This window comes from Wolbachia endosymbiont of Tuta absoluta (genome assembly GCF_059414725.1).
Map to the genome: position 1 here is coordinate 1 of NZ_JBNRJY010000717.1, position 421 is coordinate 421.

1 pseudogene is annotated in these 421 nt (G+C 37.1%); it reads right to left on the reverse strand.

The features are described 5' to 3' along the window. Nucleotides 1-129: 129 nt before the first annotated feature. Nucleotides 130-306, reverse strand: a pseudogene (locus tag ACJ5GX_RS07685) (catalase); the annotation flags it as partial. Nucleotides 307-421: the final 115 nt, after the last annotated feature.

The window sequence follows — 421 nt, forward strand, 5'->3', positions numbered from 1 at the left end:
AGTTTCACCACTGCAAGAATAATAGCTTTATGTTTGAACTGCTCATTGGGGCCAACTTTTGAACCTTGTGGATCGATCAATACCTCTCATTTTATCTGCCATAACGCCGTCAAAATTTTTAATTCCCTGATTGCTTTTATGGTGAAACTTTACATATACACGTTCGTTATTACTATTTACCATAGAAAAAGTGTGAGAGCCAAATCCATGCATATGACGATATCCGTCCGGTGTTCCCCTGTCTGACATCAGTATAAGAACCTGATGCAGTGATTCAGGGTTTAAAGACCAAAAGTCCCACATCATAGTAGCAGACTTACAGTGTGTACGAGGATCGATCAGGTTTTTTATCTTTATACGCCATAAAGGCTAAAAAAAGATTAGTCAATACGTAAATAGAGTACCATGAAAAATATAAAAC